Genomic DNA, 20,288 nt, shown 5'->3' with positions numbered 1-20,288 from the left:
GGCTCGGCGCTCCGGGCAGGATCACGGTTACCTCCACCCGGAGCCACGGGCGGCGGGGGGGGCGGCCACCCGAGCGCCACCGCAAGGGCCGCGGCCACGGCGGCCACCGAGCCCGCCGTCACGGCGCCCCGCGGGCCAGCAGCTCCTCCAGCCGCTCGGCCCCCGGCCCCGGTCGCGGCACGCCGTCCGCGCCGACCTCCACCGCCGCGACCATCGCCACCGTGCCGTCCGGCCGGCGCGTCGGCACGGCCACCTGCACCATCCGCCGCCGGCCGTCACGTGGGCGGCCGAGGTGGAGCACCACGTCGACCGCCGACGCCAGCTGGCTGTGCGCGGCCTCCCGCCCGAGCCCGGCTGCCAGGGCCAGTGCCTCGACCCGTGCTGCGACGTCGACCGCCGAGTTGGCGTGCAGGGTGCCGCAGCCACCCTCGTGCCCGGTGTTGAGGGCGGCGAGCAGGTCGACGACCTCGCCGCCGCGCACCTCCCCGACGACGATCCGGTCCGGTCGCATCCGCAGCGCCTGGCGAACGAGGGTCCGGACGTCGAGCGCCCCGGCGCCCTCCAGGTTCGCCGGCCTCGCCTCGAGGCCCACGACGTGCGGGTGGTCCGGACGGAGCTCGGAGGAGTCCTCGACGAGGACCAGGCGCTCCCGCCGGTCGACCAGGGACAGCAGGGCCGCGAGCAGGGTGGTCTTGCCCGTCCCCGTGCCGCCGGTCACGAGGAAGGCCAGCCTCGTCTCGACGACGGCCCGCACCAGCCGGCCGGTCTCCGGCGTCAGGGTGCCCGCCGCGACCAGCTCCTCGAGCGTGAAGCTCCGGGTGGGCGGCACCCGGAGGGAGATCGCCGTCCCCGGCCGTGCCACCGGGGCCAGGACGGCGTGCAGCCGGGTGCCGTCGCCGAGCCTCAGGTCGACGTGCGGCACGGCGTCGTCGAGCCGGCGTCCCCCCACGCCGGCCAGACGCTGCGCCAACCTGCGGACGGCGGCGTCGTCGGGGAAGCGCACGTCGGTGCGCTCCAGACCCGCACCGCGGTCGACGTAGACGGCGTCCGGCCCGTTGACGAGGACGTCGGTGACCCCCGGCAGCCGCAGCAGCGGCTCGAGCGGTCCCGCGCCCAGCACGTCGCGGCGCAGGGCGTCGTGCACGGCGAGGACCGTCGCGTCGCCGACCGGGCGTCCCGCGTCCCGCAGCGCCTCGGCCACCCGGTGCGGCGTCAGCTCGCCGGGCGTGCGGGCCAGCCGCTCGCGGACCGCCTCCACCACCTCGGGCGCGACCGACGGCGTCGTGGCGCTGCCCATGCCGCTGCTCATGCCGCTGCCCCGAGGACGCCGGCCCGCGCGAGCACGGCCTGGGCGGCCCGACCGAGGTGCGAGCGAGGCGACCGCACCGGTCCCAGACCCAGGTCCACGACCTCGGGCAGGCCGCGCTGGTCCGGCATCGCGGCCACCACGGGAGCCCCGCACACGCGCGCCACCTCCACGGGGTCGACCCCACGGCCCCGGACGACCAGCCGCACGCGCTCGCGGTCCTCGAGGCGGGCGCACAGCCGGGCAGCCGACGAGACACCGGCGACGGTCGGCCGGACGACCACCAGCAGCTGGTCGCAGCGGGCGACCACCTCGTCGACCGCGGGCCCCGGCGAGCGGGGCAGGTCGACGACGACCGTGTCGTGGCCGCGCCGGGCCGCCGCGAGCACCTCGCGCACCGCGGTCGGCTGCAGCGGCTCCGTGGCACCGGCGTGCCACCCGAGGACGCCGAGGTCGTGGCGGCGGGGAAGCGCCTCGCGCAGCGACCGGCCGCCGAGCCGACCCGTGGTCCGGCACAGGGCGTCCCACCGGTAGCCCTCCCGGTCCTCGAGCCCGAGCACCCGGTCGACGCCCGGGCCGAGGGGGTCGGCGTCGACCACGACCGTCCGGCCGCGGCCCGCGGCGACCTGCCCGAGCGCACAGGCGAACGTCGTGGCGCCGGCGCCGCCCGACCCGCCGACCACCGCGAGGACGACGCCGGAGGTCAGCCCACCCTCGCCGAGGTCGGCGAGGGTCCCGGTGAGGGTGCTCTCCTGCCCGGGAAGCTCGGCCACCGTCTCGGCGCCGAGGGCGACGGCGTCGCGGTAGAGCTGCTCGGGGGCCGTCCCCCAGGCGACGACGTGCACCCCCGGGCGGCGGGCCGGGCCGAGGTGGGCCAGCTCCGGCGCGAGGTCGGCGCCGACCAGCACGAGCGGGGAGCCCGTCCAGCGGCGCAGCGCGGCGGCCGGGTCCGCCGCCACCGCGACCTCCACCCCCGCCGCCGCGGCGAGGCGGCGCACGTCGTCGACGAGCACGGGGTCGGCGGTGACCAGGAGGGACTGCATGGCCCGACCGTCCCCCGCACCGCCGCCGGCCGCGACCACGACGTGCGAGGGGTGTGGAGAACAGCACCCGACGGCTTCCTGTGGACGCCCACCGGGCCGCCGCGACCGCCCTACGATGGCGGGCATGTCCCGCCCGACCGCGGCCTTCTTCGACCTCGACAAGACGATCATCGCCAAGTCCAGCACCCTGGCCTTCAGCAAGCCGTTCCAGGCGGGGGGCCTCATCTCGCGGCGCGCCGTGCTCCGCTCGGCGTACGCGCAGTTCGTCTACCTCGTCGGCGGCGCGGACCACGACCAGATGGAGAAGATGCGGCTGTTCATGTCGCAGCTGGTCGGCGGGTGGGACGTCGCGACGGTGCGCGAGATCGTCGCGGACACCCTGCACCACGTCGTCGACCCGCTCGTCTACGACGAGGCGGTCTCCCTCATCGAGGAGCACCGGCTCCCGGGGCGCGACGTCGTCATCGTGTCCACCTCCGGGAGCGAGGTGGTCGAGCCGATCGGCGAGATGCTCGGCGCCGACCACGTCGTGGCCACCCGGCTGGAGATCGTGGAGGGCCGCTACACCGGGGAGATCGAGTACTACGCCTACGCGGAGGAGAAGGCGAACGCCGTGCGCCGCCTGGCCGAGGAGCGCGGGTACGACCTCGAGGAGTGCTACGCCTACAGCGACTCGGTCACCGACGTGCCGATGCTCGAGTCGGTCGGGCACCCGTACGCCGTGAACCCCGACCGCGACCTGCGGAAGGTGGCCACGTCCCGCGGCTGGCCGGTCCTGGTCTTCGTCAAGCCGGTGGCACTGCGCAGCCGGGTCCCGCTCCCCCCGCCGGTGCCCACGCTCGCGGCGCTGGCCGTCGGCGGGATCGCGGCGGTCGGCGGCGTGCTCTGGGCGAACGCGCGACGCCGACGGCTCGAGGCCTGACCAGTCCTGCTCCTGGGTGGTCCTGGACGGTCCTGCCTCGCCGCCTCCGAGGCGCTGAGGCTCACCCATCCACAGCCGCAGAAGTCAAGGGTTGATCCCGGCGGCGAGCGGGCGTACAACGGAGGTGAGAACTCCAGAGACGTACACGTGAGCCGAGGTACCCACGCGGCGATCAACCCTTTTTCAGGGCGCTGACACTCGGAACACTTCCGCGGCAGCAGTTGAGAGATGCACGCTTGGTAGCCACGGCCCACGTGTCCAGCGGTGGCACTCGGGTGGCTCGACCACTCGGGTGCCACCTGCACGTCCAGGGGGTCCAGGAGTCTCGGGAGCCCTCACGAACGCAGCGGGCTGGCCTCGGCACCGGCCGCGTACCCCTCGGGCGCGTAGAGCAGCCAGGAGTGGACCCCGTTGCGCGTCCCACCGGCGTACCCCCGCAGGTTCGACTCGTACGCCGCGCGGTTGGCCAGGTGCCCGGCCTCCGGGACCACGAGCGACTTCGCGTCGACCCCGCGCGCCACGAGCACCAGCCGCTCGGTCGCCCGGGCGACGATCCCGTTGTGCGACGGGAAGGGGGCGACCGAGACGAGGTCGGCGTGGACGACGGCGGCCACCAGCAGCGCAGGGGCCTCGGTGTCACTGGTCAGCAGCGCGGCGACGTCGCGCAGGCGGGCGGCGGACTCCCCGTCGCGGGGCCGGCCGAGCCGGTCCTCGGCGACCGAGCCGCGCGCGGCCACGGCATGCATCCGGGCGAACGCCTGGAGCGGCGCGCGGGAGAGCAGCGGCGCCAGCCCGAGCAGCTCGGTGGAGAGCCGCAGGGCGTCCTGCGCGATCGGGTCGCCGGCGCCCTCACGCACCTCCTCGAGGGTCGACCCGGACCCTTCGAGCACGGCGCTCGCGTGGGCGCCCCGCAGCAGCGACTCTGCGGTCGTCTCCGGCGAGGTCCGGCGCAGCCCGCGGTCGCGGAGGAGGACGTCGATCCCGTCGCGCGCGGCGGCGTAGGCGGACGGCACGCCCTCGAGGGACACCAGCCAGGCGAGCGGGTCGTCGGTCACGGCCAGAAGGGTACGCAGCCGGTAGCCTCGGGCCGATGGCAGACCAGTCCCCCGCGCCCGGGCCCGCGCTCTCCTTCGGTGGCGTGGCGGAGGCCTACGACCGCGGCCGCCCGACGTACCCGGTGCAGGCCGCGGGCTGGCTCGCAGGAGCGGAGCCGCGTTCGGTGCTCGAGCTCGGGGCGGGCACCGGCAAGCTGACCGAGCGGCTGGTCGAGCTGGGCCACGACGTGCACGCCACCGATCCCGACTCCGCGATGCTGGAGGTGCTGCGCCGCCGGCTGCCCCGGGTGCGCACGACGGCGGCCGCGGCCGAGGAGCTGCCGGTGCCGGACCGGTCCGTCGACGTGGTGGTCTGCGGTCAGGCGTTCCACTGGTTCGACCTCGACCGCGCAGTGCCGGAGATCGCCCGCGTGCTCCGGCCTCGCGGGCGGGTCGCACTGGTCTGGAACCAGCAGGACACCCGGATCCCGTGGGTGCGCCGCCTCGTCGCCCTGCTCGGCCACGCCGGCGAGCGGGACCCCGAGGAGGCCCTGACCGGCTCGGGGCTCTTCGGCCCCGTGGAGGAGGCGTCGTTCAAGCACTGGCAGGTGGTCGACCGGGAGTCGGTGCGCGACCTGGCGCTCTCGCGCTCGGCGGTCGCCACCCTCGGCGCCGAGGAGCAGGCCGACCGGCTGGCCGAGGTCGTCGCGCTGTACGACGAGTACGGCCGAGGCATGGACGGCATGCAGGTGCCCTACGCCGCCCGCTGCTTCCGCGCCACCGTGGTGGACCGGGTCGACGGCGCGAAGCCGCCTGCCGAGGACGTCACACCGGCGCCCGACGGCGGACCGCGGACGGAGCCGGACGGGCCGGTCGCGTCGCCGGAGGAGCCCCGCGACCCGGCGACGGACCCGGTCTCCGACGGCACCGACACCGACATGCTGCTGATCGACTTCCGGTAGCGGGACGAGCCGTGGTCCGTCGCTGGCGCCGCACGCACCTCGGCAGCGAGGCCGACCGCGCGACGTTCCGCGCCCTCCACTCGGCCTCGCTCGCCAGCCCCGCGCTGCGTCAGGGCCTGACCGTGGAGTCGGCCGAGCGGAGCATCCGCCACCTGCGGTCCCTGCTCGGCACGCCGGCGCTCGCGATGACCGACACCGCCGGACTGCTCGCCTGGGACGGGACGGGCCGGCACCACGCGGCGCAGGTGCCGGCCCTGGTGGCGGCCACGGTCGAGCGCGGCGCGACCCGAGGGTTCGACCGGGCCGAGCTGTCGTGCCGGGAGGCCGGCTGCCCGGTGCGGACGGCCGTGGCCTCGCCGCTGGTGGTCGACGAGCGGGTCGTCGGCACCTTGCAGGCCTTCGCGCCGTACCCCACCGCCGGCCTGGCGCGCGCGGCCGACGAGGTCGCCCAGTGGGTGTCGGGCCAGCTGGAGCTGGCCGAGCTCGACGCCTCGCGGACCCGGCTGATGGAGGCGGAGGTCCGCGCGCTGCGGGCGCAGATCAGCCCGCACTTCATCTACAACTCCCTGGGGGCGATCGCCAGCTTCGTCCGCACCGACCCCGAGCGCGCCCGCGAGCTGCTCCTGGAGTTCGCCGACTTCACCCGGTACTCCTTCCGCCGGCACGGCGAGTTCACCACCCTGGCCGAGGAGCTGCGCTCGGTCGAGCGCTACCTGATGCTGGAGCAGGCGCGGTTCGGCGAGCGCCTGCGCGTGACGCTGGGGGTGGCCCCGGAGGTGCTCCCCGTCGCGGTCCCGTTCCTGTGCATCCAGCCGCTCGTCGAGAACGCCGTGCGCCACGGCCTGGAGTCGGCCGATGGCGGCGGGCGGATCACCATCACCGCGCACGACCGCGGGCAGGAGTGCGTCATCGAGGTGGAGGACGACGGCGCCGGCGAGGACCCCGAGCGGGTGCGCCGGGCGCTGGCCGGCGACGCGTCCCTGGACTCGATCGGCCTCGGGAACGTCGACGCCCGCCTGCGCAACGCCTTCGGCGACGACTTCGGGCTGGTCGTCGAGACCGCGCCGGGTGCCGGGACCAAGGTCGTGGTGCGGGTGCCGAAGTTCGCGGCGGGGGTGCGCGCATGACCGCGCCGCTCGCCGGGCCGGGCCCGGTGTCCGCACCCGGCCCGATGACCGCGCTGGTGGTCGACGACGAGCCGCCCGCGCTCGACGAGCTGCGCTACCTCCTCGAGCGGGATCCGTGCGTCGGCACGGTGGTGGCCTGCGACTCGGCGACCGAGGCGTTGCGGGTGCTCCAGGACGCCGACGTCGACGTCGTCTTCCTCGACGTGCAGATGCCGGGGCTGACCGGGCTGGACCTCGCCCAGCTGCTCGGCCGGTTCCGGACCCCTCCGGCGATCGTCTTCGTCACCGCCCACGAGGAGCACGCCGTGGAGGCCTTCGACGTGGCCGCGGTCGACTACGTGCTCAAGCCGGTCCGCGCAGACCGCCTGGCCGAGGCGGTGCGCCGGGTGGTCGCGGCCACCGGCCGCGGTCGGCGCGACGACGGGGCGTCGGCGGCCGACGACCTGCAGGTGCCGGTAGAGCGCGGCGGGGTCACCCGGTTCCTCGCGCGCTCCGGGATCACCCACGTCGAGGCGCAGGGCGACTACGCCCGGCTGCACGTCCCGGGTGACTCCCACCTCGTGCGTGCTCCGCTCTCGCAGCTGGAGGAGGAGTGGCGCGCCGCCGGCTTCGTGCGGATCCACCGTTCCCTGCTGGTCGCGCTGGCCCACGTCACGGAGGTCCGCATGGACGCCGGGCGGTGCTCGGTGCTCGTCACCGGCGGCCGGGAGCTCGGGGTCAGTCGCCGGCACACCCGCGAGCTGCGGGACCTGCTGCTGCGGCGGTCCGGCGCGTGACCGGCCAGCCACCACCGCGGGTGCGCGTCACCGGCCCACCACGGCGCCGTACCCCTGCGGCGCGGACCCGCGACATCGACGCCGGCACCCGCCTCGGCGGGGTCTACATGGGCTCGCTCGTGGGCGTCCAGCTGTGGTTGGCCGCCCGGGTGCTCGGTGTCCTGACCGTCAGCGTCGGCTCCCTGCCGCTCCTCTTCCACCTCTGGCCGGGGCTGGCCGGCCTCGACGTGGGCGGCCTGCCGCTGCCGTGGCTCCTGCTCGGCGTCCTGGTCCACCCGGTGCTGGTCGGGCTCGGGTGGTGGTACGTCCGCAGTGCCGAGCGCAACGAGCGGGACTTCGCGGAGCTGATGGGCGGAGCCGATGCCTGAGCGTCCGGGGCGGCGGTGAACGCCGCGCCCGGGGTCGTCGCGGTCGCGCTCGTGACGGTGCTGACCCTCGCGATCGGCACGTGGGGCCTGCGCGTCTCGCGCACGACCAGCGACTTCCTCGTGGCGTCCCGGTCGGTCAACCCCCGCCTCAACGCGACCGCCATCGGCGGGGAGTACCTCTCCGCCGCCTCGTTCCTCGGCGTCGCCGGCCTGGTGCTCGCCTTCGGCGCCGACATGCTGTGGTACCCGGTCGGCTGGACCGCGGGCTACCTCGTGCTGCTGGTGCTCGTGGCGGCCCCGTTGCGCCGATCCGGCGCCTACACGCTGCCCGACTTCGCCGAGGCGCGGTTCGGGTCGAGCCCGGTCCGGTCGGTCTGCTCGGCGCTGGTGGTGCTGATCGGGCTGCTCTACCTCTTCCCCCAGTTCCAGGGCGCGGGCCTGACGCTGCGCTCGGCCGTCGGCGCGCCGCTGTGGGTGGGGCCGGTGATGGTCGCGCTCGTGGTGCTCGCGAACGTCGCGTCCGGCGGGATGCGCAGCATCACGCTCGTCCAGGCCTTCCAGTACTGGCTGAAGCTCTGGGCGCTCCTCCTCCCGGCCGCGGTCCTCGGCGCCGTGTGGCTCGCCGACGGCCGCCCGGGCGCCACGGACACCACGTCGACCCTCGCCTGGTCCGCGCCCCTCGCGTCGGGCGGGGGGCAGGGCCTCTACCTCACCTACTCGCTGATCCTGGCGACGTTCCTGGGCACCATGGGCCTCCCGCACGTCGTGGTCCGCTTCTACACCAACCCCGACGGCCGGGCCGCTCGGCGCACGACGCTCGTGGTGCTCGTGCTGCTCGGCGTCTTCTACCTGCTGCCGCCGGTCTACGGCGCGCTCGGCAGGGTGTACGCCGCGGAGCTCGCGGCCTCCGGCCGCACCGACGCGCTGGTGCTCGAGCTGCCCCGGCTGATGGTCCCGGGCCTGTGGGGCGAGGTGCTGACCGGACTGGTGACGGCGGGGGCGTTCGCGGCCTTCCTGTCGACCTCCTCGGGGCTGGCCATCGCGGTCGCCGGAGTCCTGTCGCAGGACGTCACCGGGCGACCGTGGCGGGGCCGGCGGCTCAGCGGCGTGACAGCGTTCCGCCTGGGCGCCGTGCTGGCGGTGCTGCTGCCCGCGGTGGCCGCGCTCGGAGCGCCGAACGTCGGGGTCGCTCGGGCCGTGGGGTTGGCCTTCGCGGTCGCCGCCTCCACGTTCTGCCCGCTCCTGCTGCTCGGGATCTGGTGGCCTCGGTTGACCGACGTGGGCGCGATCGCCGGCCTGGCCGCCGGTGGCCTGGGGTCGGGCACCGCCGTCGTGCTCACCCTGACCGGCGGCCCCAGGTCGGGATGGGCGGCGGCGCTGGTCGAGCAGCCGGCCGCCTGGTCGGTGCCCTTGGCCTTCGCCACGATGGCGGTCGCGAGCCTCGCGACCGCCTCCCGGGTGCCGCCACACACCCGTCGGTTCATGGTCCGGTTGCACACCCCGGAGGCGCTCCCTCTCGACCGTGGTTGAACGCCCCACCGAGGGCAGGGAGGCAGCCTGGACTCCGGTGGCGGACCCGGCCGGTGCCGCGCGGGTCCGACCAGGGTCGGCAGTGACGGGTCCTCGGAGGAAGTGGCATGGCACACGTCGCGGGCACGGGTCGGCACGGCGCCGGCCTCGCCCTCGGAGGCGCGGTCGCGCTGCTGGTGGTCCTCCTCGGCATCGGTGCGGTCAGCGAGGTCCAGCTCGCCGCGGTGTACGCCTCGGCCGTCGTCGCCTCGACCAGCGCCGACCCCCGTCCCACGGCCGTCATCGGCGGGCTCGCCGACCACGCACCACCGCTGGGCCTCGGCGGAGAGCCGACGGTCGGCCACGGGCACCTCGGCGTCGGTGACCGGTTGCTGCTCTTCACCGACGGGCTGGTGGAGACCCGTGGCCCCGACGGGGGGTTCGTCGACCTGGCGGAGATCCTCCGTCCGGTCCGGGGACCGAGCCTGGAGGATGCGCTCGAGGGCGTGCTCGCCCGGCTCCGGCAGCTGGCCGCCTGCAAGCTCGACGACGACCTCGCCCTCCTGCTCGTCGAGCGGCGGGCCTGAGGCCGACCCGGTCCCCGGCGCTCAGCCGGACAGGTCGAAGCGTCCGAGGAAGACCTGGCGCCCCGGCGCCAGCCGCCGGACCTCCACGGTCAGCCGGAGGGGTACCTCCGTGCCGTCGGCGCGCAACACCGGCACCGTGACCGGCACACCGATCAGCGGCGCCCGCCCGTTCGTGACGTGCAGGGTCGTGCCGGCGATGTGCGCCTGGTGGAACCGGGCCGGCACCACCGCGAGCACCCGGCGACCGATGATGTCCGACTCGTCGGCATAGCCGAGGGCCTCGAGCAACGGCGTCGTGACGGCGACGATCACGCTGGCCTCGTTCGTGACGACGACGGCCTCGTCGGACGCGGCGAGCTCGCGGTACAGCCCTCCGACCGCCTCGTCGATCTCGAGCGGCGACCTCGTGTCCACGCGGGCCGCCCACGGAGTGGGGGGCTGACCGTCCGCCGCCTGCGCCACCACCTCCCTGCACAACCAGCGCCGCATCTCGTCGATCTCGGGCTGGGTCGGTGGGCCGAGGAACCGCCCCGCGGCGGCCTCGCGGACCGCTCGGCCGAGCAGCTCGTCGAGGACGGCGAACCGCTCGACCGTCGCCACGGGCACGTGGAGCGAGATCTGCTCGGCGCTGACGCGCGGCTCCGTGGCGTCCGACATCAGGGCATCGGGCTCCTCGGCGAGGTCGGGCACGGGGAGCTGCTCGGCCAGGACGTTCAGGGCGTCGCTGGCCTGGGAGTGCTGCTCCAACGCGTCGACGTCCTCGTCGAGGGTGGCGAGGAGCTGCTCGCGCAGCAGCGAGGCGGCGTGCTCCTGCCAGGCGGCATGCATGAGGAGCGGCACCTGCTGGAGGACCACCTCCACCGTCGTCGGTCCCGCGGTCGGGGGCCTGGCCGCGAGGCGTTCTCCCTCCGGCCGCCCGATCTCGAACCAGACGACCTTCCCGTCGTCCTCGACCTCGACGTCCCACCGGTCCACGCACTCGTCCACCAGGTGGAGGCCCCGTCCGGTGCCCGACGTCGTGGCGAACCTGCGGCGCACCGGCAGGTGCGGGCTGCCGTCGCCGACCTCGACCCGTAGCGCCCGGCCGCTGGTGTGGATGCGCAGCACCACGGCGGTCCCGGCGTGGACCACCGCGTTGGTGACCAGCTCGGAGACGGCGAGCTCGGCGGCGTCCAAGGCGTACGCGGCTGCGCTCCCCTCGAGGGCCTCCCGCAGGTGCCGCCGGGCGCTTCCGACGCTGCGCACGTCGGAAGGCAGGCGGAGGGCACCCGCGTCAGTCGACCTCATCGTCCCACCCGCCCCACCGGTTGGCTCGCGTCTGTCCGGACCACGCCTGGGTCAGGCGCGCGCCGCAGTCTGGCACGAAGAGCCGTCTTGGACACGACGACGCCCGCGAGCGGGGACGCACCTTCCGGTACCCATGGTGACACGTCCTGGATCCCGAAGGCTGGCGGGCGTGTCGGGGGATGCCTCGTCCGGCGACGGGCACCGGAGTGGGAACTCAACAGCGCGGGTCGACGTCCGGTCGGCCCTCCGTCCGAAAGGAGCGACACATGACGACCCCTCACGACGGGAACCACGGCGTGCCTGTCACCGGCCGCCACGAGGACGCCGGGGCGCACCCGACCGCCGTCCACGAGACCCAGCACGACACCCACCACGGGCGCCATGACGGGGACTTCGCCGCCCATCGCGACCGCGTCCGCTGGGGCCCCCTCTGGGCGGGCGTCCTGGTGACCATCGCCAGCTTCCTGGTGATGCAGCTGGCGATCTTCGCCGCTGACCTCTTCGGCTCCCAGGGCGACGCCGGAACCTGGCTGACCGCTGCCGCCGCGCTCATCGCCTTCTTCCTCGGCGGCCTCGTCGCCGGGGCCACCGCGCTGTGGCACAGCGTGTCCGACGGCCTCTTCAACGGCATCATCCTCTGGGCCTTCGCGACCGTCGGCCTCGTGCTGCTCGCCCTCCTCGGCGGCGGCGCCCTCCTCGGACCGATCTCCACCGTGGCCAGCGACCTGGTCCAGGTGCAGGAGGCCAACCTCGACAACGTCTCGAGCGACCAGGTGAGCCAGGCCCTCGACAGCGCGCGCACCGCGGCCGGTTGGTCGCTCCTCGGCCTGCTGCTGGCGCTGCTCTCCTCGGCCGCCGGTGGTGCCGTCGGCGCGAAGATCTGGCCCGGTCGCGACACGGCGCGCACCAGCGCGAGCGACGCCCGCGGCGTGGTCCGCTGACACGACGTACCGGAGTCACCCATGGTGGGGGCGGACCCTCGGGTCCGTCCCCACCGTCGCGTCCGGGCCAGCGCCAGGGATCGCTGACACGTCGAGGAGCGCCCGGGCCCGCCGGACCACGAGGTCGATGACGGCGTCGTGCGCGCCGATGACGCCGGCCACCACACCGGCACCGGCCGCGCGGGCCTCGTCCGCCAACCGGCGCGAGAAGAAGCCTCCGGCGAGCAGGTACGGCGCGACCGCGTCGCCCGGCCGCACCACCTCGGCCGGACGCTCGCCCCGGCCCGAGAGGGTCGCCACCCGCGCCGGCGCCCCCCATGCCGTACCGAGCAGGTCGGCCGCCCGGACGAGGTCTGGGGTGGCGAGGGGGTCGCTCGAGCCGGCGGCGACGAGCACCACGGGGCAGCCCGGCTCGGCGCCGGCCTCGCGGAGGCGGTCCGCCATCGCCGAGGCCAGCAACGCGTGCGGCCCGAGCCGCCGGCCGAGCAGGTACGCCGAGCCGGCGAGCATGGCGGGCAGGTCGGAGCGGACGTGGAAGCCGGTCGAGAGCAGCAGCGGCACCACGACGCCCGGGCCGGGGGTCGTGGCGACGACGTCGGTGAGGAGCGGCTCGGCCAGCTCGACGTACGCCGAGGTGCCGGGCACGCCGAGCCGGGCGGCGGCCGCGGCGCAGATCTCCCGGGCCACGTCGTTCCCCGGGCCGTGCCGGGTGCCGTGGGCGACGGTGACCAGGCGAGGGGCCACCGGGCCGTCACCGGTGCTCACGGGGAGACGGCCAGCCGGTAGCCCCGCTTGACGACCGTCTGGACGAGCCGGGTGCCGATCGCGGCGCGGAGCCGGGCCACGGCCATCTCGACGGCGTGCTCGGAGCCGGCGGTGCCTGACGGCAGCGCGGCGAGCAGCTCGCGGCGTGACACCACGTGCCCGGGGTTCACCAGCAGCGCCTGCAGGAGCGCGAAGGGCGCCGGCGACAGCTTCACCTCCGCGCCGTCGAGCAGCACCTCGTCGCCGTGGAGGAGGAGCGTGTGGCCGGCGACCTCGAGGCTGACGCCGGCGCTGCGCGACGGGAGCTCGGACTCCAGCTGCTTGACCATCGCGCCGAGCCGGTTGCGCTCCGGGTGGATGGTCGGGACCCCCCACAGCTCGAACGCCGCGGCGGTGACCGGACCGACGCAGGCGGCGACGACGTCGGCCTGGAAGGCCGCGACCAGCTCCTCGCGGCGACCGGTCGGTCCCGCGGCCTCCATCAGGGCGGCGACCGCCGGCGCGGAGGTGAAGGTCACCGCGTCGAGCTGCCGGTCGGCGACCAGGTCGACGAGGCGGAAGAGCGGGTCGAGGTCCTCGGCGGGGTCGACGCGGTAGACCGTCACCACCGTCACGTCGGCGCCCTGCCGGCGCAGCGCGTGGGCCACCATCGACAGCGACTGCCCGTGCTCCTGCACCACGATCCGGAGCCCGGAGAGCGAGCGGCCCCGCAGGTGCTCGAGCACGTCCTCGAAACGCTCGGACTCCGGCGCCCAGAGCTCGCGGAGCCCACGCCGGCGGAGCGCGCCGACCGACTTCGGACCGCGGGCGAGGATCTCGGCGTCCGCCAGCGCCGCCACCAGCCGGTCCGTGAGGCCCCAGGCGTCGACCGCCGCGAACCAGGCCTTCATCCCCACCCCGGTGGTGGCGAGGAACATGTCGACCGGGCGCGCCAGCACCTCCTCGGTCGCGGCACGCAGCGAGGCGTCGTCGACGTGGTGGGGGTCCAGCGAGAGTGCGGGCGCCCACTCGACCGTGGCCCCGCGGCGCTCCAGCAGCGCGACCTGCTCCTCGACCTTGCGGGCGGCGGTCACGCCGATCCGGTAGCCGAGCAGCGGCAGCGCCTGCGTCACGAACCCTCCCTGGATGTCTTCCTCGTCGGCGTCCTGGTCGTCCGCGCCGGCCCCACCAGCACGGTGCCGGCTCGCACCTCCACCTCGTAGGTCCGCACCTGCACCGCCGCGTCGTCGAGGCACTGGCCGGTGCGCAGGTCGAAGGCCTGCTTGTGCATCGGCGACGCCACGAAGGGGATGTCCTCGCGCGTGCCGACGATGCCGCGGGCCAGCACCGACGCCCGCGAGAAGGGATCGTAGTTGGACAGTGCGTAGACCTCGTCGTCCCAGGTCCGGAAGACCGCGACCGCGTGGCCGTCCACGAGCGCCGACACCCCGCCGTCCCGGGGGATGCGGTCGACGGGGCAGACCACGGTGTACGCCGCCGTGCCGGCGTCGGTCCCGGGGTTCGTCGCGGGGTTCGTCGCGGGGTTCATCGCGGCACCCCGACCGGGATGGTCGACCCGAGCACCACCGGCGCGGCCGGTCCGTCGTCGGCAACCGCCTGCCCGCGCTCGGCACGGAAGGAGATGTGCGGGTCGGGCGTCCCGGGAGCGTTGACGAAGGAGACGAAGCGCTCCAGCTTCTCCGGGTCCTCGATCGTGGCGCTCCACTCGTCGACGTACCCCTCGACGTGGCGGGCCATCGCCGCCTCGAGCTCCGAGCCGAGGCCGAGCACGTCGTCGACCACGACCGCGCGGACCCGGTCCAGCCCACCTTCGAGCGAGTCGATCCACGGCGCGGTGCGCTGCAGCCGGTCGGCCGTGCGCACGTAGTACATGAGGAACCGGTCGAGGTAGCGCACCAGCGTCTCGGAGTCGAGGTCGCCGGCGAGGAGCCGGGCGTGGGCCGGGTTCGCACCGCCGTTGCCGCCGACGTAGAGGTTCCAGCCCTTCTCGGTCGCGATGATCCCGAAGTCCTTCCCGCGCGCCTCCGCGCACTCGCGGGCGCACCCGCTGACCCCGCCCTTGAGCTTGTGCGGGGACCGGAGCCCCCGGTAGCGCAGCTCCAGGTCGATCGCCATCCGCACCGAGTCCTGCACCCCGTAGCGGCACCAGGTGGAGCCGACGCACGACTTCACCGTGCGCAGCGACTTGCCGTAGGCGTGGCCGGACTCGAAGCCGGCGTCGACGAGCCGCCGCCAGATGTCCGGCAGCTGCTCCAGCCGGGCACCGAAGAGGTCGATCCGCTGGCCTCCGGTGATCTTCGTGTAGAGCCCGAAGTCGCGGGCGACCTCGCCGATCACGATCAGCCCCTCCGGGGTGATCTCGCCCCCGGCGATGCGCGGGACGACCGAGTAGGTGCCGTTGCGCTGGATGTTGGCCAGGTAGGCGTCGTTGGTGTCCTGCAGCGTCGCCCGCTCGGCCTCCAGGACGTGGCCGCCCAGCTGGCTGGCGAGGATGGAGGCGACCGTGGGCTTGCAGACGTCGCAGCCCCGGCCCCGGCCGTGCGCCTCGATGATGTCGTCGAAGCGGGTGTAGCCGTGCACTGCGACGACGTCGAAGAGCTCGGCGCGGGTCATCGCGAAGTGCTCGCACAGGCTGCGGTCCACGACCTTGCCCTGGCTGGCGTAGTACTCCTCGATGATCGACTTGACCAGGGTCTTGCAGGAGCCGCACGTGGCGCCGGCGCGGGTGGTGCCGTCACAGGCGGCCGCCGCGACGATGTCGCCCTTCGAGACGTCGTTGCAGGAGCAGACCTGGGCCTCGTCGGGCAGGCCGATCTCGGCCCCGCCCCGCGACGCGGGCAGGATGAGCTCCTCGGGGTTGTCCGGCAGCGCGATGCCGGAGCTCACCATCGGCCGGAGCACGCCGTACGCCGAGGCGTCGCCGACGAGGATCCCGCCGAGCAGCCGGCGGCCGTCGTCACTGACGACCAGCTTCTTGTAGATGCCGGCGACCGCGTCGGCGAAGACCAGCTCGAGCGCGCCCTCGGTCGCCGCGAAGGCGTCACCGAAGGAGGCGACGTCGACGCCGAGGAGCTTCAGCTTCGTGGACATGTCGGCGCCGGTGAAGGCGCCCGGGCCGCCGAGCAGCGCGTCGACGACGACCTCGGCCATGGCGTACCCGGGGGCGACCAGCCCGTACATCCGGCCGGCCGGCGCCGCGCACTCCCCGACGGCCCACACGTGCGGGTCGGAGGTCCGGCACTGCTCGTCGACGAGCACGCCGCCGCGCTCGGCGACCGCCAGGCCGGCGGTCCGGGCGAGTGCGTCGCGCGGCCGGATGCCGGCGGAGAAGACGACCACGTCGGCCTCCACCGTGGCCTCGCCGAGGTCCAGCCCGGCGGCGCGGCCCGCCCGCTCGACGACGCCCTTGGTGGCGACGCCGGTGTGCAGCTGCAGGCCGAGCGCCTCGACGTGGCGGGCGAGCACGGCACCGCCCGCGTCGTCGACCTGGACCGGCATCAGCCGCGGCGCCATCTCGACGACGTGCGTCTCCAACCCGAGCTGGTGGAGCGCGTTGGCCGCCTCCAGCCCGAGCAGGCCGCCACCGATCACCGCGCCGGTCCGGGCGCCGGCGGCCGCCTCGCGGATCGCCTCGAGGTCCTCGATGGTGCGGTAGACGAAGCAGCCCGGCAGGTCGTGGCCGGGGACCGGCGGCACGAACGGCGCCGCGCCGGTCGCCAGGACCAGCTCGTCGTAGGCGAGCTCGGTGCCGTCGTCCAGGGCGACGACCTGCGCGCCGGCGTCGACGCCGGTGACCGCGGTGCCCAGCACCAGCCGCACCCGTGGGTCGTCGTACTCGCCGTCCGGGAGCAGGGACAGCGCGTCGGCGCCGACCTCGAAGAAGGAGGTGAGCGCGACGCGGTCGTACGCCGCCCGCGGCTCCTCGCCGACCACCACGACGTCGTGGGTCTCGGTGAGGCCGCGCTCGACGGCGGCCTGGACGAAACGGTGGCCGACCATGCCGTGGCCGACGACGACGAGGGTCTTGCGCAGGTGGGGGCTCATCGGGGGGTCCTCTCGAGGGTGGTGCCGGAGGGGGCGGGGCTGGCGAGCAGGTCACGGACGGTGGCGGCGCAGCCGCCGCAGCCGGTGGTGGCCCGGGTGGTCTCCCGGACGTCGGCGAGCGAGGAGCAGGCCCGGACGGCGCCGGCCGTGACGCCGGCGCAGGCGCACACCTCCACGTCGTCGGGCAGGGTGGCCGGGCCGGCGGGCGCGGTGGCGCGGTCGGCCAGGAGCAGGGCGCCGGGCTCGGCCGGGCCGAGCACGGTGCGGCGGTCGAAGTGCTGGGTGACCAGGCCGATGCGCGACAGGTCGCCGACGAAGGTGGCGGCGACGATGACGCCGTCGCGGACCACGAGCTTGCGGTGGGAGCCGGCGACCGGGTTGGTCATCTCGACCACCTCGCCGTCGGTCCGTTCGGGCTCGCCGAGCACGGCCACGTCCAGGTCGGTGGCGCGCAGCCGGGCCACGGTGCGCGAGCCGTCGTACGCCGCCTGCTCGCCGGCGAGGTGCGCGGCGAGGACGGCGGCCTGGTCCCAGGCCGGCGGCACGAAGCCGGTGGTCCGGCCGCCCTCGGGCGTGAGGTGCTCGGCGCAGTCGCCGAGGGCGTGCACCCGGTCGTCGTCGGGCGAGCGGAGCTGGTCGTCGACCACGATCCCGCGGCGGACGGTCAGCCCGGCGTGGCGGGCGAGCGCGGTCGAGGGCCGGCCTCCGGCCGTCAGGACCACGAGGTCGATGTCGTCGAGGACGAAGCCGTTGTCGAGGCTGAGCCTGCTGGTGGTCCCCTCGTCGGTGAGCCGCACCGCGCGGGCCCCGGTGTAGACGGTGGTGCCGAGCCGGCGCAGGTCGCGGGCGAGGACCGCGCCGGCGGGCGCACCGACCTGGCTGCGCAGCAGGTGCTCGCCGCCCTCGACCACCTCGGTGGCCAGGCCCCGGACGCTGAGGGCCCGGGCGACCTGCAGGCCGAGGAGGCCGCCGCCGACCACGACCGCGCGGTTCCTCGCTGGTCGAGCCTGTCGAGACCCCAACGCCCGCAGCAGCCGCAGGCAGTCGTCGAGGCTGCGGAAGGCGTGCACCCGCTCGTGCAGCCGGCCGTCCATCCGGACCAGCCCCCGGATCGGGGGCAGGGTCGGGATCGATCCGGTCGCCAGGACCAGCCGGTCGAACGGCACCCGGTCGCCGTCGACCAGCACCACCTCGCCGGCCTCGCGGTCGAGCTCGAGGACGCGCGCTCCGAGGCGCAGGTCGACGCCGTGCTCGGCGTACCAGGCGGGGTCGCGCAGGGTCAGTGCGTCCACCCGGTGCGTCCCCTCGAGGACGGCGGAGAGGAGGACCCGGTTGTACGGCGCGTGCGGCTCGTCCCCGAGCACGGTGAGGCCCGCGCCGAGGCCCCGGGCGACGAGGTGCTCGACCAGGCGGGTCGCGGCCATGCCCGACCCGACGACAACGGTCCTCACACGACCACCCGGCCCCGGGTCTCGTCCGCGCGGGGGGCCGAGGCCGGCACCCCGACCCTCGCAGCGCACACCTTGAACTCCGGCATCCGGCTGACCGGGTCGAGCGCGTCGGAGGTGAGCCGGTTGGCGCCCACCCAGTGGAAGGGCACGAAGACGGTGTCGGGCCGGATCGTCGTGACCACCCGGGCGGGGGCGGTGAGCTCCCCGCGCCGGGTGGCGACCACGACCGGCGTGCCGTCGGTGGCGCCGATCCGCTCGGCGAGCATCGGGTGCAGCTCGACGAACGGCCCCTCGTCGGGCAGCTCGCGGACCCGGCGGGTCTGCGCGCCGGACTGGTACTGCGCGAGCACCCGGCCCGTCGTGAGGTGGACCGGGAAGTCCGCGGTGGGCTGCTCGGCCGCACCGACGTGGTCGACCGCGACGAAGCGCGCCCGCCCGTCGGGGGTCGGGAAGGAGTCGGCGAAGAGCCGTGGCGTGCCCGGGTGGCTCTGCCCGCCCGTGGGCCCGCCCGTGGGCCCGCCCGTGGGCCCGCCCGTGGGCCCGTCGGCAGGAGCGGGGCAGGGCCAGAAGACGCCGTGCTCGGCGCGGATCCGGTCGTAGGTGATGCCGGCGTAGTCGGCCCGACCCCCGGCCGAGGCGCGGCCGAGCTCGGCGAAGACCTCCTCGGCGTCGGTGGCGAACGGCACGGGGGAGCCGAGCCGCGCGGCGAGGCCGGCCATCAGCTCGAGGTCGGTCCGCACGCCGTCGGGCGGCGCGACGGCCCGCTCCCGGAGGACGACGCGGCCCTCCAGGTTGGTCATCGTCCCCGTCTCCTCCGCCCACTGGGTGACCGGCAGGACCACGTCGGCCATGGCCGCGGTCTCCGACATCACGAGGTCGGCGACGACGAGCAGGTCGAGCGCGGCAAGCCGCTCGGTGACGGAGGTGGCGTTGGGCGCGGAGACCACGATGTTGCTGCCGAGCACCAGCAGCGCCCGGGCGCCGTCCTCGGTGCCGAGGGCGTCGAGCAGCTCGTACGCCGAGCGTCCGGGCCCGGGCAGGTCGTCGGGGTCGACGCCCCACACCCGGGCGACGTGCGCGCGGGCGGCCGGGTCGTCGATCATCCGGTAGCCCGGGAGCTGGTCGGCCTTCTGGCCGTGCTCGCGCCCGCCCTGGCCGTTGCCCTGGCCGGTGAGGCAGCCGTAACCGGCACCCTCGCGCCCGACCATGCCGAGCGCGAGCGCGAGGTTGAGCCAGGCGTGCACCGTGGCGGTGCCCTGGCTGTGCTGCTCGGCGCCCCGGCCGGTCAGCACCATCACCCGTTCGGAGCCGGCGAGCAGCCCGGCCAGCGCGCGCAGCTGCGCGGCCGGCACGCCGCTCACCCGCTCGACCAGCTCGGGCCACCAGCCGGCGACCGACCGGCGCACCTCGTCGAACCCGGTGGTGCGCGTGGCGACGTACTCCTCGTCGACGGCGCCGGCCGCGTCGAGCAGGTGCAGCAGGCCGAGGGCCACCGCGAGGTCGGTGCCGGGCACGGGCTGCAGGACGTGGTCGGCCCGGTCTGCGGTGGCCGTGCGTCGCGGGTCCACCACCACGACGGTGCCGCCGTTCTCGCGGAGCCGGTCGAGGTGACGGGCGGCCGGCGGCATCGTCTCGGCGATGTTCGAGCCGACGAGCACGACGACGTCGGCCCGCTCGACGTCGGCCAGCGGGAAGGGCAGGCCGCGGTCGATCCCGAGCGCGCGGTTGGCGGCGGAGGCCGCCGAGCTCATGCACCACCGGCCGTTGTAGTCGACCTGGCTGGTCCCGAGCGCGACCCGGGCGAGCTTGCCGAGCTGGTAGGCCTTCTCGTTGGTGAGCCCGCCGCCGCCGAAGACGGCGACGGCGTCACGTCCGTGCACGTCCTGGAGGGCGAGCATCCGGTCGGCGACGAGGTCCAGCGCCTCGTCCCAGCCGGCCGCACGCAGCTCACCGGTGGCCCGGTCGCGCACCATCGGGGTGGTGAGCCGCTCCCGGTGGCCGCGCAGCCCGGCGGCGGTCCAGCCCTTGCGGCACAGCGCGCCCTCGTTGACCGGGAACTCCGCCCACGGCTGCACCTCGAGCGATCGGCGGCCGGGCTCGAGGGTCATGCCGCACTGCAGGCTGCAGTAGGGACAGTGGGTCCGCACCCCGGTGGCCGGGGTCGTC

18 protein-coding genes are annotated in these 20,288 nt (G+C 75.5%); 8 read left to right on the top strand and 10 right to left on the bottom strand.

All coding sequences use genetic code 11. The features are described 5' to 3' along the window. Positions 1-118: 118 nt before the first annotated feature. A complete protein-coding gene (locus ACSMHG_RS14015; RefSeq protein WP_435746122.1) occupies positions 119-1,309 on the bottom strand; it encodes a TadA family conjugal transfer-associated ATPase in 1,191 nt (396 codons plus the stop codon). Then, a complete protein-coding gene (ssd, locus tag ACSMHG_RS14010; RefSeq protein WP_435746121.1) occupies positions 1,306-2,349 on the bottom strand; it encodes a septum site-determining protein Ssd in 1,044 nt (347 codons plus the stop codon). The genes ACSMHG_RS14015 and ssd overlap by 4 nt, the downstream gene beginning before the upstream one ends. Before the next feature lie 124 nt (positions 2,350-2,473). Here ssd and ACSMHG_RS14005 point away from each other — a divergent pair, with 124 nt between their 5' ends. After that, positions 2,474-3,271 (top strand): HAD family hydrolase, encoded by a 798-nt coding sequence (locus ACSMHG_RS14005; protein WP_435746120.1) that lies wholly within the window; start codon positions 2,474-2,476, stop codon positions 3,269-3,271. A gap of 335 nt (positions 3,272-3,606) precedes the next feature. Here ACSMHG_RS14005 and ACSMHG_RS14000 read toward each other — a convergent pair whose 3' ends face one another. After that, positions 3,607-4,326 (bottom strand): Fic family protein, encoded by a 720-nt coding sequence (locus tag ACSMHG_RS14000; RefSeq protein WP_435746118.1) that lies wholly within the window; start codon positions 4,324-4,326, stop codon positions 3,607-3,609. A 35-nt stretch (positions 4,327-4,361) separates the two neighbouring features. Between ACSMHG_RS14000 and ACSMHG_RS13995 the strand changes: the two genes are divergently transcribed. From ACSMHG_RS13995 to ACSMHG_RS13970, 6 genes are all read left to right on the top strand, one after another. Beyond that, positions 4,362-5,267: a class I SAM-dependent methyltransferase gene (locus ACSMHG_RS13995; protein ID WP_435746116.1), complete on the top strand. Its 906-nt coding sequence runs from the start codon at positions 4,362-4,364 to the stop codon at positions 5,265-5,267. 11 nt (positions 5,268-5,278) lie between these two features. Then, positions 5,279-6,394: a sensor histidine kinase gene (locus tag ACSMHG_RS13990; protein ID WP_435746114.1), complete on the top strand. Its 1,116-nt coding sequence runs from the start codon at positions 5,279-5,281 to the stop codon at positions 6,392-6,394. After that, positions 6,391-7,170, top strand: coding sequence for a LytR/AlgR family response regulator transcription factor (locus ACSMHG_RS13985; protein ID WP_435746111.1), 780 nt, complete (start codon positions 6,391-6,393; stop codon positions 7,168-7,170). Before ACSMHG_RS13990 ends, ACSMHG_RS13985 begins: the two co-directional genes overlap by 4 nt. Next, the gene (locus ACSMHG_RS13980; RefSeq protein ID WP_435746109.1) at positions 7,167-7,538 is read left to right on the top strand and encodes a hypothetical protein; all 372 of its coding nucleotides are present in this window, start codon (positions 7,167-7,169) and stop codon (positions 7,536-7,538) included. The genes ACSMHG_RS13985 and ACSMHG_RS13980 overlap by 4 nt, the downstream gene beginning before the upstream one ends. A gap of 15 nt (positions 7,539-7,553) precedes the next feature. Beyond that, positions 7,554-9,068 (top strand): sodium/solute symporter, encoded by a 1,515-nt coding sequence (locus tag ACSMHG_RS13975; RefSeq protein ID WP_435746107.1) that lies wholly within the window; start codon positions 7,554-7,556, stop codon positions 9,066-9,068. A gap of 107 nt (positions 9,069-9,175) precedes the next feature. Further along, complete coding sequence (locus tag ACSMHG_RS13970; protein WP_435746105.1) at positions 9,176-9,634, top strand: SpoIIE family protein phosphatase; 459 nt, start codon at positions 9,176-9,178, stop codon at positions 9,632-9,634. A 21-nt stretch (positions 9,635-9,655) separates the two neighbouring features. Here the strand turns inward: ACSMHG_RS13970 and ACSMHG_RS13965 are convergent, their stop codons facing one another. Then, a complete protein-coding gene (locus ACSMHG_RS13965; RefSeq protein WP_435746103.1) occupies positions 9,656-10,879 on the bottom strand; it encodes an ATP-binding protein in 1,224 nt (407 codons plus the stop codon). A gap of 308 nt (positions 10,880-11,187) precedes the next feature. Here ACSMHG_RS13965 and ACSMHG_RS13960 point away from each other — a divergent pair, with 308 nt between their 5' ends. Further along, a complete protein-coding gene (locus tag ACSMHG_RS13960; RefSeq protein ID WP_435746101.1) occupies positions 11,188-11,862 on the top strand; it encodes a hypothetical protein in 675 nt (224 codons plus the stop codon). 15 nt (positions 11,863-11,877) lie between these two features. On the opposite strand, the gene ACSMHG_RS13955 is transcribed toward ACSMHG_RS13960, so the two are convergent. Genes ACSMHG_RS13955 through ACSMHG_RS13930 form a run of 6 tightly spaced genes read right to left on the bottom strand, consistent with a single transcriptional unit; the run spans position 11,878 to position 20,269 of the window. Continuing rightward, positions 11,878-12,627 (bottom strand): sirohydrochlorin chelatase, encoded by a 750-nt coding sequence (locus ACSMHG_RS13955; protein ID WP_435746099.1) that lies wholly within the window; start codon positions 12,625-12,627, stop codon positions 11,878-11,880. Continuing rightward, on the bottom strand, positions 12,624-13,739 hold the full coding sequence (locus tag ACSMHG_RS13950) for a uroporphyrinogen-III synthase (RefSeq protein WP_435746096.1): 1,116 nt from the start codon (positions 13,737-13,739) through the stop codon (positions 12,624-12,626). Before ACSMHG_RS13950 ends, ACSMHG_RS13955 begins: the two co-directional genes overlap by 4 nt. Continuing rightward, positions 13,736-14,155 (bottom strand): nitrite reductase small subunit NirD, encoded by a 420-nt coding sequence (gene nirD, locus ACSMHG_RS13945; RefSeq protein ID WP_435746094.1) that lies wholly within the window; start codon positions 14,153-14,155, stop codon positions 13,736-13,738. The genes ACSMHG_RS13950 and nirD overlap by 4 nt, the downstream gene beginning before the upstream one ends. Beyond that, positions 14,152-16,671, bottom strand: a complete 2,520-nt coding sequence (gene nirB / locus ACSMHG_RS13940; RefSeq protein ID WP_435746092.1) for a nitrite reductase large subunit NirB — start codon at positions 16,669-16,671, stop codon at positions 14,152-14,154. Before nirB ends, nirD begins: the two co-directional genes overlap by 4 nt. Then, positions 16,668-18,122, bottom strand: a complete 1,455-nt coding sequence (locus ACSMHG_RS13935) for an FAD-dependent oxidoreductase (protein WP_435746090.1) — start codon at positions 18,120-18,122, stop codon at positions 16,668-16,670. The genes nirB and ACSMHG_RS13935 overlap by 4 nt, the downstream gene beginning before the upstream one ends. Further along, a complete protein-coding gene (locus tag ACSMHG_RS13930) occupies positions 18,119-20,269 on the bottom strand; it encodes a molybdopterin oxidoreductase family protein (RefSeq protein WP_435746125.1) in 2,151 nt (716 codons plus the stop codon). The genes ACSMHG_RS13935 and ACSMHG_RS13930 overlap by 4 nt, the downstream gene beginning before the upstream one ends. Between the last annotated feature and the right edge of the window lie 19 nt (positions 20,270-20,288).

Source organism: Nocardioides ureilyticus, from assembly GCF_051280745.1.
Lineage (GTDB): Bacteria > Actinomycetota > Actinomycetes > Propionibacteriales > Nocardioidaceae > Nocardioides.
The sequence above is the reverse complement of the archived record's forward strand: the minus strand, read 5'-3'. Positions and strand labels throughout refer to the sequence as shown.